Source organism: Borrelia coriaceae (assembly GCF_023035295.1).
GTDB lineage: Bacteria > Spirochaetota > Spirochaetia > Borreliales > Borreliaceae > Borrelia > Borrelia coriaceae.
Genome location: NZ_CP075076.1, coordinates 911,582 through 920,509, shown reverse-complemented (window position 1 = coordinate 920,509; position 8,928 = coordinate 911,582). Strand labels below are relative to the sequence as shown.

Sequence of the window (8,928 nt, the reverse complement as noted above, 5' to 3'; positions counted from 1 at the left end):
TATATAATTTGTTTTTAGTACATAAGTGTTTGGCTAATAATATTGAACAAAGTTTCCTCAAATAAAATTCCCTCATATATACCAAGCAAAATCATATTTCCCTCAACTAACTAACAGAAATAAAATTAAAACAAAACTGATTTTCCTAATATAAATAATCCCGATATTTGTAACTTACAAATTACATAACCTAATTTAAATAAAACTTAAAAGAGACATTCTTAATAGAATGTCTCCCCCCTTCATCAATAATATAGAATAAATACTTACATAAACATCTTTCTTTAATTACCTAGAAAATAGTCAAAATTGTTATCTACAAATCTCTCCATCTCTCGCTCAGTATCTTCCTTTAGCTTATCATAAGTAATACCTTTCTGAGCAAATTTCTCCAAGTATAGAGCACCATATTTCCATTGAGTAGCTAGATTAGTATATGAACCAGCTCTAACAATACTATCAATTTTTTTTACACGCCAAATGAACTCTTCGAAAACACCATACGCTTTCACTACCTTTTGACGAGCAGACCTTGCACTCGCACTTTTGTTGCCAGATATTATTTCTTCAATCGCACTGTCCAATCTATCTTTTGCCTTTGACATAATATCAGAAGAAGAATCAATGGAATTTTGCTTTGCACTCTCAGCTTCCGACTTTGCCTTTACTAATCTATCAAGTTGTTCCTTATATAAAGCACTTGCAACACTTATATTCTTCATAATATTCTCACTTAATCGCTCTACAAATTGCTCTAAATTCACTATCCCATCCTTCTTAAATCTTTGAACCACAATTTCATCTAAAACTGTCTTTGCTTCCTGATGATGATTCAAAGTTTTCACCCTAGACTTTGCATCAGAAATCTTAGATTTATACCCCTCAAGTTCTGACAACTTTTTGTTAAAACTATCACTAAATGAACCAATCTGTGTTAAAGCAGAATCTATTTCATTCTTAATTTTTTCTGACTCAGTCTCTTTAGCAGAATATTCCACCTCTTGCACCAATTCAACAGATTGAGGCTCAGCAACTTGTTGAGGTTGATCAGACTGTGGTGCTCCATCTATCACTCTTTTATCAGATCGCTTCTCTTCTTCACCTTTATTGAAAATATTTTTACTACTATCTTCAGTTTGTTGCGCCAAAAGTTGCTTCTCCAAAGATGACTGACTAACCGTTGTTGTAGAAATATTATTTTCAGATAAATTTTTTACACTTTCCAAAGCAGCCTCTGCTGGATTTGAAATATCAGATCCCATAACCTTAGTCACAACAGATTCTACCTTTTGTTGTTTTTGATTTAATGCTTCACCAACTTGAGATACAGACTGTAATGGCTGTGTCATACCTTTTTTGGGAATACCTACAACACCTAGTACTTTAAACTTTTTTCCAGCATTTATAATAACATCCGATTGATCTTCTTCGCCCTCTTTACTTTCTTTTAATAAACCTAAATAATATTCTTCTTCTGAAAATCTTTCACTTACTACTCCGATCAATCTATCAAGTAAAGCCATATGACATGATAGAAAACATAATAGTGTCAAAACACATACTGCCAAAACATTTTTATTCATGATCCCCTCAACTAGAACATCAAAAAAAATTATTTCATTATTAAGTATCTATATTGAAATACAAGAATTACTGATAAGTATACACCTCTTTTTTAAATTTCAAATAAATTCATTCAATTAATATAAAATTTCACTATGACATCATAATATTTTTACTTTAGCCTGTCCTTAGATAAGTTTCTAACTTACCAATGACAAACTTGATAAGTCATCATTACTACTAAATTCTTGTAAATTACAAATTATCAAGTCAATCTGTTCTTGAATATCAAACGTATAATTAATTACCCTAATCACATTCTCAAGGTGTGCAATTTCATCATTACTTAATTCTCTTCCCTTTCTAAATCTAAGATAATTTTTAAGCACTCTATAAGTACCAATACTAAATTCATATACCTTAAAAGGCACATTTATAAATTTACAATTATCACTATAAATAAGTTCTTTTTTGTCTTTCAAGTATTCAACTTTTTCTACAATACGTTTTTCATTGACTTTTGATATATGAACACCAACACTCTTATCTAAATCAATTAAATTTCTAAATAATTGTGCATTAATTAGATTCATTCCTAATTTACTAAGTTTTTCAAATAGTTTCACTGAATCTACAAAAATGATTTTTGCAAAGTCAATTCTTAAAAACTCATTGAATTTTGTTCTATAGATATTTGAACTTAATATTGCACAAATATATCCCAATATCTCTTGTGGTTGAAATTGTTTATGGTACTTTTCATTAATAAAACTTATAAAACTTTCTTTAAAATTTGATTTCATTGAACTTTCTAATAAAGACTTTTGTTCCTCTATAATAAATAATGGGAATATATAACAAGTCTCTCCACTTACTTGATTCTCCTTCAAACATCGTCCCGTTGCAGTAAAACCACCTGAAATAACAAAATTATGTTTAAATACTTCTGTTGCTAGACATCTTGTTGATAACAATGCTACATTATCATCAATGCTTAACATATGTTTATTAATTGAATAACCCGACCTTTCTACAATACCTTTTTTTCTATCAGTATAGTAAGTATATCTAACATCAAACGGCTTATAAACTATGCTTTTAACATACTTTGCATTGATATTTACAGATTTTAAAAATTGTTGAACAATTGGTAACTTCCAATTTCTAGAATCTTGAGTTAGCTTATACTTATCTCTAGCAGTTTGTTCATCAAGATAAGCAAAGTCATGCAGTTTAGCTAAAAGCGCATCTTTAGTAAAATCAAGTGTCACATTTTCTCTTACAAGTTTCAATCCGCTGTTATAAGTGATAAAAATATCTTCAAGTGAAATCCCCTTATTATAAATATCTTTATTCTCTACATTTCTTTTTACAAAAAAATAATAAGGAGGTGTAGTCTTAAGCTGTTCAAAATCAATACTAAAAATATCATTTGTGTTTAAGAATTCATATTTTTGAAGTCTATTTTTTATAGATAAATAACCTATTTACTTTAAATAACAAATAGGAATATAGGTCATATAATATAACCTATATTCCTATATTTTAATACAATTTAAAATTACCTAATTTTATCTATTAAAGATAAAATCTTATCAGACACTCCTTTCATTCCTGGTATCTTAACTGTAATAAGATTTTTATATCCTTCACTAATATGATTTATCAATTTTTCACTGTCAGAATCAATACTTTCTTTCTTTGCTTTATAAGCTGCTATAATAGCATCTACACTTTTTCTCCAAGTTAATCTTTGTAATTGAATCTCTTCAAGTTTTGATTTAATTTCTCTTAAATCATCAAGACTTAATTTCTCTAGGTTGCCCTGATTCTCTTCCAACTTATTAATTACTTTCTCAAAGTTAAATTGAAGAGGTCCTATTACAGCATTCATTATATCTATAATCCATGTTCCCTTATTTTTAATATCCGATTCTATTTTCTTTAGAATTTCTACAAAATCTTTTATTTTTTCTTTATTATAGAACAAAGATGAATAGAATAATCTTCTTAACTCCCTATTAGAATCATCATATAATGGCTTCTGATTAGATTCATTTATTACTTCTTTAAACACTTCATCATTCATACCATACTGACTTTCATCCTCAACTTCTGCCTTATCTGCACTTACTATTGCACCAGTTAGCTTTAAAACAGCAGATTCTAATTGATTTAAAGCACTTCCCCCTTCAAGTTGTGAATACCTAGCTAATAAATCACTATCTACTTTTTTTGCCCAATAACTTCTATGTTTATTCCTTAATCTTTCAGTCATAGATTCTTTTAAAGTCTTTTGTAACTTCTCAAACAATGATTTTGCTGCTCCTAACCCGCTAAGTCCTACCTCAACTTCAATTCATAAGCCTTCCAAGATTAGACCTTTCTACATTTAACTCATTGCGCAACTTAACTAACCGATTGGGGAACAACTGAATTCCTTAGAATAAAACTAGACCCTAATTACAAATAATTTAAATGCACCATCATTTCCAGAAGAACTACGTTCAGGAGTAGTATCCTCTACCTTTTTAGGATCTACTGGTAATAAAGTTAATGAACTAGTAGAAGGAATAAAGAGTATAGTAAGAAGCGTGGTACTTGGGAAATTTGGGTGTAAACTTGATGCTGGGGATATCCCACCAATATTAGAACCTTTAATAGCAACATTACCAATTAGATCTTTAGCATGTTTATCTCTCTATTCCTTTCTTTTAACAATTTAGGGGAGAAAGTAGAAGAACTTGAGAAAAAAAATTCTTATTCTCAATGGCTAATTTAGGTAATGGCTTTTTAGGTGTTTTTACTTCTTTTCCTGATATGCTTACTGGATTTTAGGTCATTAAATTTTGTACTAAGAAATAATATTATAGGAGATTGTTGAATTGCTAAAGCTTTTTCTACCTTAGAGATAAGTGATTTTTAAGATTAACTTTAATTAGTAAGTGAGTAACTAGGTATAGTTTTGAGCATTTATTTAATATTAAAGTAAATGGTATATATTTGATATTGAAACTCAATATTTAATTAATGCAGGTAATCTAAGAGAGGAAACATATAATTCAATAACCAAATTTAAAGGTGTTTTTAAACTGTAAGGATATATTCTTTTTAATTGCGGATGAGTGTTTGGAAAAAACTTTTTATAACATAGGGTTTATATTCTATACGTTCTTATTATAAGCTCTTATGTTTAAAAGTAATGTATAATAAGCATTTAGTTGTCTAATTGGAAAGTCATAATTCTTAGTGTACCAATAATAGGAATAAGAGCTGCAATATTAACTTCTTTATTTAAAGTTTTAGCAGCGGTAGCAAAATTGTAAGCAGCAGAGATAAAAGTATTAGAATCAAATTTAGATACGATGTTAACAAAATCATCAGTATAAACTGTTAATGAACTATTTATAGCAATAATGAAAACATCAGCTGCATGTTTAACGGTTTTAAATGGTCTTACTCCATAAAGTATCTTAGTAAATGCCTTTTAAACTTTAAGTCAAAATTAATCTTAATTTGTAATAGTAATCTCAACAACTGCTTGTTGATGACAATGAATAACTCATGCTGCCCCCATTGAAGCATGAATATAATCACCATCAGGCACACGGACCTGCAAATCTTTTTTAAAAGATTTCGGAAATCATTGGCACAAACATTACTTCAGGCTTGTTCTTATGGACGAACTTTTAAAAGGCTATATATAGTAAATAACTTCAGTGTTTAAAGATCTTGAACATCCAATTCTTTATGAGCCAAATCCTGAAATTTACCTTAACCTCATAATCACTCATAGAAACATGCATCAAACCCTTAATTGAAATTCTATGCACTGTAACCTGAAACAAAATTAAAAATAAATGTAAGCACGGTCCCACACTATCATCAAAAAGCTTATCAACGATATAATAATAGCTCCTACATTCCCTCACTAGTTATTATTGTGCCTCCTACACCATGTATTCCTTCAATAACTTTATTCAGTGATGTAATAATTGCTGCCCTATTTTCTCTGGACTTTACAAATGCAGCACTTGCCTCTACTTTAGGCAACATGGACCCTGATGCAAAATGTCCTTCTCCCATATATCTCTCTAAATCAACAATACTTACCTTATGAAGTAAAATTTCATCTACCTTTCTAAAATTTAATGCGACCTGATCAACAGCAGTAATGATCAATAACTTATCTGCTCCTATATCCTGTCCTAATTTAGATGATGCAAAATCTTTATCAATTACTCCACTTACTCCCTTAATGATTCCTTCCTCATCTCTTATAACAGGTATACCACCCCCTCCACATGCAATAACTATACAGCCTTTGTCTATCAACTCACCTATCTCTTCAATTTCTATAATCTCAATTGGTCTGGGTGATGCCACAACTCGCCTATACCCTCTTCCACTATCTTCTATTAAAACATATCCCTTACTCTCAAGCTCCTCCGCTCTAATCTTACTATAAAATGGTCCAATAGGTTTGCTAGGACTTTTAAAACCTTCATCTTCCTTATCTACCAAGACTTGAGTAAGTACTACTACTACTCTGCGTCTAATCCCTCGTTTACACATCTCATTCCTAAGTGACTGTTCAATATAATACCCTATCATCCCTTGACTCATACCAACACACACATCAAGCGGTGCCAATGGTGTTTCCTTACACATCTCATTCTCTAATAAAATCCTTCCTACTTGCGGACCATTACCATGGCTGATCACTACTTCATATCCATATTCTATCAAATCTACTATTCCACAGACACTACTCTCTATTTTTGCTAATTGCTCACAAAATGTTCCACCTCCATCTTCTAATGCATTACCTCCAAGACTTACCACAATTCTTTTACTCATAAATATTCCCCTAATTTATATCTAATTTATATATATTATAAATACACATTTGCCATTATCACTAAAATACATATTACAAATTCAATCAAAAATATTGGCATCACAAATTTAAACCAACTACCATAACTGATCCTTGCAATACCCAATACCGCCATTATAACCCCACTTGTTGGAGTTAATAAATTAACTAGACCTGATGCTGTTTGCATACTCAAAACAACTGATGATCTTGGCATATCTAAAAAATCGGCTAATGGAGCCATCATTGACATCGTTAGACTTGCATGACCTGATGATGAAGGAACAATAAAACCTATACACATCTGTACAAGCTCATTTAATATTATAAACATACCTTTAGGTACCCCATACAAAAATTCTGATGCTGCATTTAATATCGTTCCCGTAATCATTCCCTCGTCAGCTATTATCATCACTCCTCGAGCCATACCTATAATAAGCGCGGCTGTCATCATATCTTTAGCTCCCTCTACAAATGTTTCCCACATCTGTAATTCGCTCATCTTACATATAAACGCTGATAAAATTGCTGTACCAAGATATAACATTGTCATCTCTTGCATCCACCAACTAAGCTCTAAAATACTATATATTAAAAATACAATCATCACTCCATATAAAACCAATACAATCTTTCGTCTATTTGTAAACTCCGGCATACTATTACCCTTATCTCCCATCTTACTTTTAACAAACACATTATAATGGTCCTCTCTTTGTTCATACACTATAGATCTCTTAGGATCCTCCTTTACCCTAATCGCATATATCAATACATAAACTATAGCTGTAAACACAGAAACTATATATAAAATAATACGGAAATAAAAACCATCCTTTATTTCAATACCAGCTATTGCTGCTGCTATTCCTGTAGCAAATGGATTAATAGTAGATGCCATAGTTCCAACACCAGCACCCAATCCAATAATTGCAACAGCTACAATACTATCATAGCCTAAGGCTATTACTAATGGGATCATAATAAGATAAAATGGAAGAGTCTCCTCATACATACCTGTTATGGTCCCTCCTATGGAGAAAACAAACATCATTAATGGTATCAAAAGTTTATCCTTATTTCCCATTTTCTTAATTGCTGCAGCTATTCCCGCATCAACAGCACCAGTTCCTAAAATAACTCCATAAGCCCCACCAACAATCAAAACAAATACAATAACTTCAACAGCATGCTCCATACCTTTAGCCATTGCTGTTAAAATAGTAAAAATACCATCTAAAAATCCTCTAGAAGCCCTTTCTACTGTACGATAAGTTCCAGCCACAACAACTTCTTGTAAATTTCCATTAACTTCTTTCATTTCCTTAGAAAATTCACCAGCAGGAACCACATAAGTCAATATAGTCATAAATACTATTAAAGCAAATATTATTGTAAAACTACTTGGCATTTTACTCTTCTTAACCATCTTATCTCTCCTAATAAACTTTAAATTAGCATAATCTAAAATTTATACACTAATTATCCCAAAGTTCCAACCATTACAGCCTTAATAGTATGTAATCTATTCTCAGCCTCATCAAAAACAACAGATTGGCCGCTTTCAAAGACATCATGAGTAACTTCAATACCTTCAAGACCATACTTATCAAATATTTCATTACCAAGCACCGTATTTAAATCATGAAAAGCAGGCAAACAATGCATAAATACCGCATCCTCCTTTGCCAATTTCATAAGTTTACTATTCACTTGATATGGTTTTAACAATTTAATTCTCTCATTCCAATTAGTTTCACCCATAGACACCCAAACATCAGTATAAACAATATCAGCATCCCCAACTGTTTCTTCCATACAACTAGAAATAGTAATATTGCCACCACTCTTATCAGTTATCAATCTTACCTTAGCTACCAATTCTGGATCTGGGTAAAGTTCTCTTGGTGCAAATATCCTAAAATCCATTCCCATAATAGCACATCCCTCCATTAAAGAACTAGCAACATTATTTCTACCATCGCCACAAAATACCATCTTCAAATTTTTCAAACATCCTTTATGCTCTTCAATAGTCATAAAATCAGCAAGTACTTGGGTTGGGTGGGCAACATCTGTTAAGCCATTATAAACTGGAACATTAGAATACTTAGCTAAATCTTCAACAGATTTTTGATCAAACCCTCTAAATTCAATAGCATCATACATTCTCCCCAATACTCTTGCAGTATCTGCTATCGACTCCTTTTTACCTATCTGACTACCTGATGGCCCTAAATAAGTAACATGGGCGCCCTGATCATAAGCAGCAACTTCAAATGCACACCTTGTCCTTGTTGAATCTTTCTCAAAAATTATAGCTATATTTTTTCTCTTAAGCTTTTGTTCTTCAAGTCCTGAATACTTAGCTTTCTTTAAACTATGAGATAAATCAAGTAAATATCTAATATCTTCTTGAGTAAAGTCCAAAAGCCTTAAAAAACTTTTGTTTCGTAAATTGTCTTGTAAATTATACATAAATA

6 protein-coding genes are annotated in these 8,928 nt (G+C 31.2%); all 6 read right to left on the bottom strand.

Annotated elements, in window-relative coordinates:
• Positions 1-284: 284 nt before the first annotated feature.
• On the bottom strand, positions 285-1,583 hold the full coding sequence (locus bcCo53_RS04300) for a coiled-coil domain-containing protein (protein ID WP_025408833.1): 1,299 nt from the start codon (positions 1,581-1,583) through the stop codon (positions 285-287).
• A gap of 180 nt (positions 1,584-1,763) precedes the next feature.
• The gene (locus tag bcCo53_RS04295; protein ID WP_281507452.1) at positions 1,764-2,873 is read right to left on the bottom strand and encodes a type ISP restriction/modification enzyme; all 1,110 of its coding nucleotides are present in this window, start codon (positions 2,871-2,873) and stop codon (positions 1,764-1,766) included.
• Between the two features lie 251 nt (positions 2,874-3,124).
• Entirely contained in the window at positions 3,125-3,922 is a 798-nt protein-coding gene (locus bcCo53_RS04290; RefSeq protein WP_155806841.1) for a P12 family lipoprotein, read from the bottom strand.
• A 1,559-nt stretch (positions 3,923-5,481) separates the two neighbouring features.
• Positions 5,482-6,423, bottom strand: a complete 942-nt coding sequence (gene arcC / locus bcCo53_RS04285; RefSeq protein ID WP_025408408.1) for a carbamate kinase — start codon at positions 6,421-6,423, stop codon at positions 5,482-5,484.
• Positions 6,424-6,458: 35 nt separating this feature from the next.
• Positions 6,459-7,874, bottom strand: coding sequence for a YfcC family protein (locus bcCo53_RS04280; protein ID WP_025408407.1), 1,416 nt, complete (start codon positions 7,872-7,874; stop codon positions 6,459-6,461).
• Positions 7,875-7,927: 53 nt separating this feature from the next.
• The gene (gene argF, locus bcCo53_RS04275) at positions 7,928-8,923 is read right to left on the bottom strand and encodes an ornithine carbamoyltransferase (RefSeq protein WP_025408406.1); all 996 of its coding nucleotides are present in this window, start codon (positions 8,921-8,923) and stop codon (positions 7,928-7,930) included.
• Between the last annotated feature and the right edge of the window lie 5 nt (positions 8,924-8,928).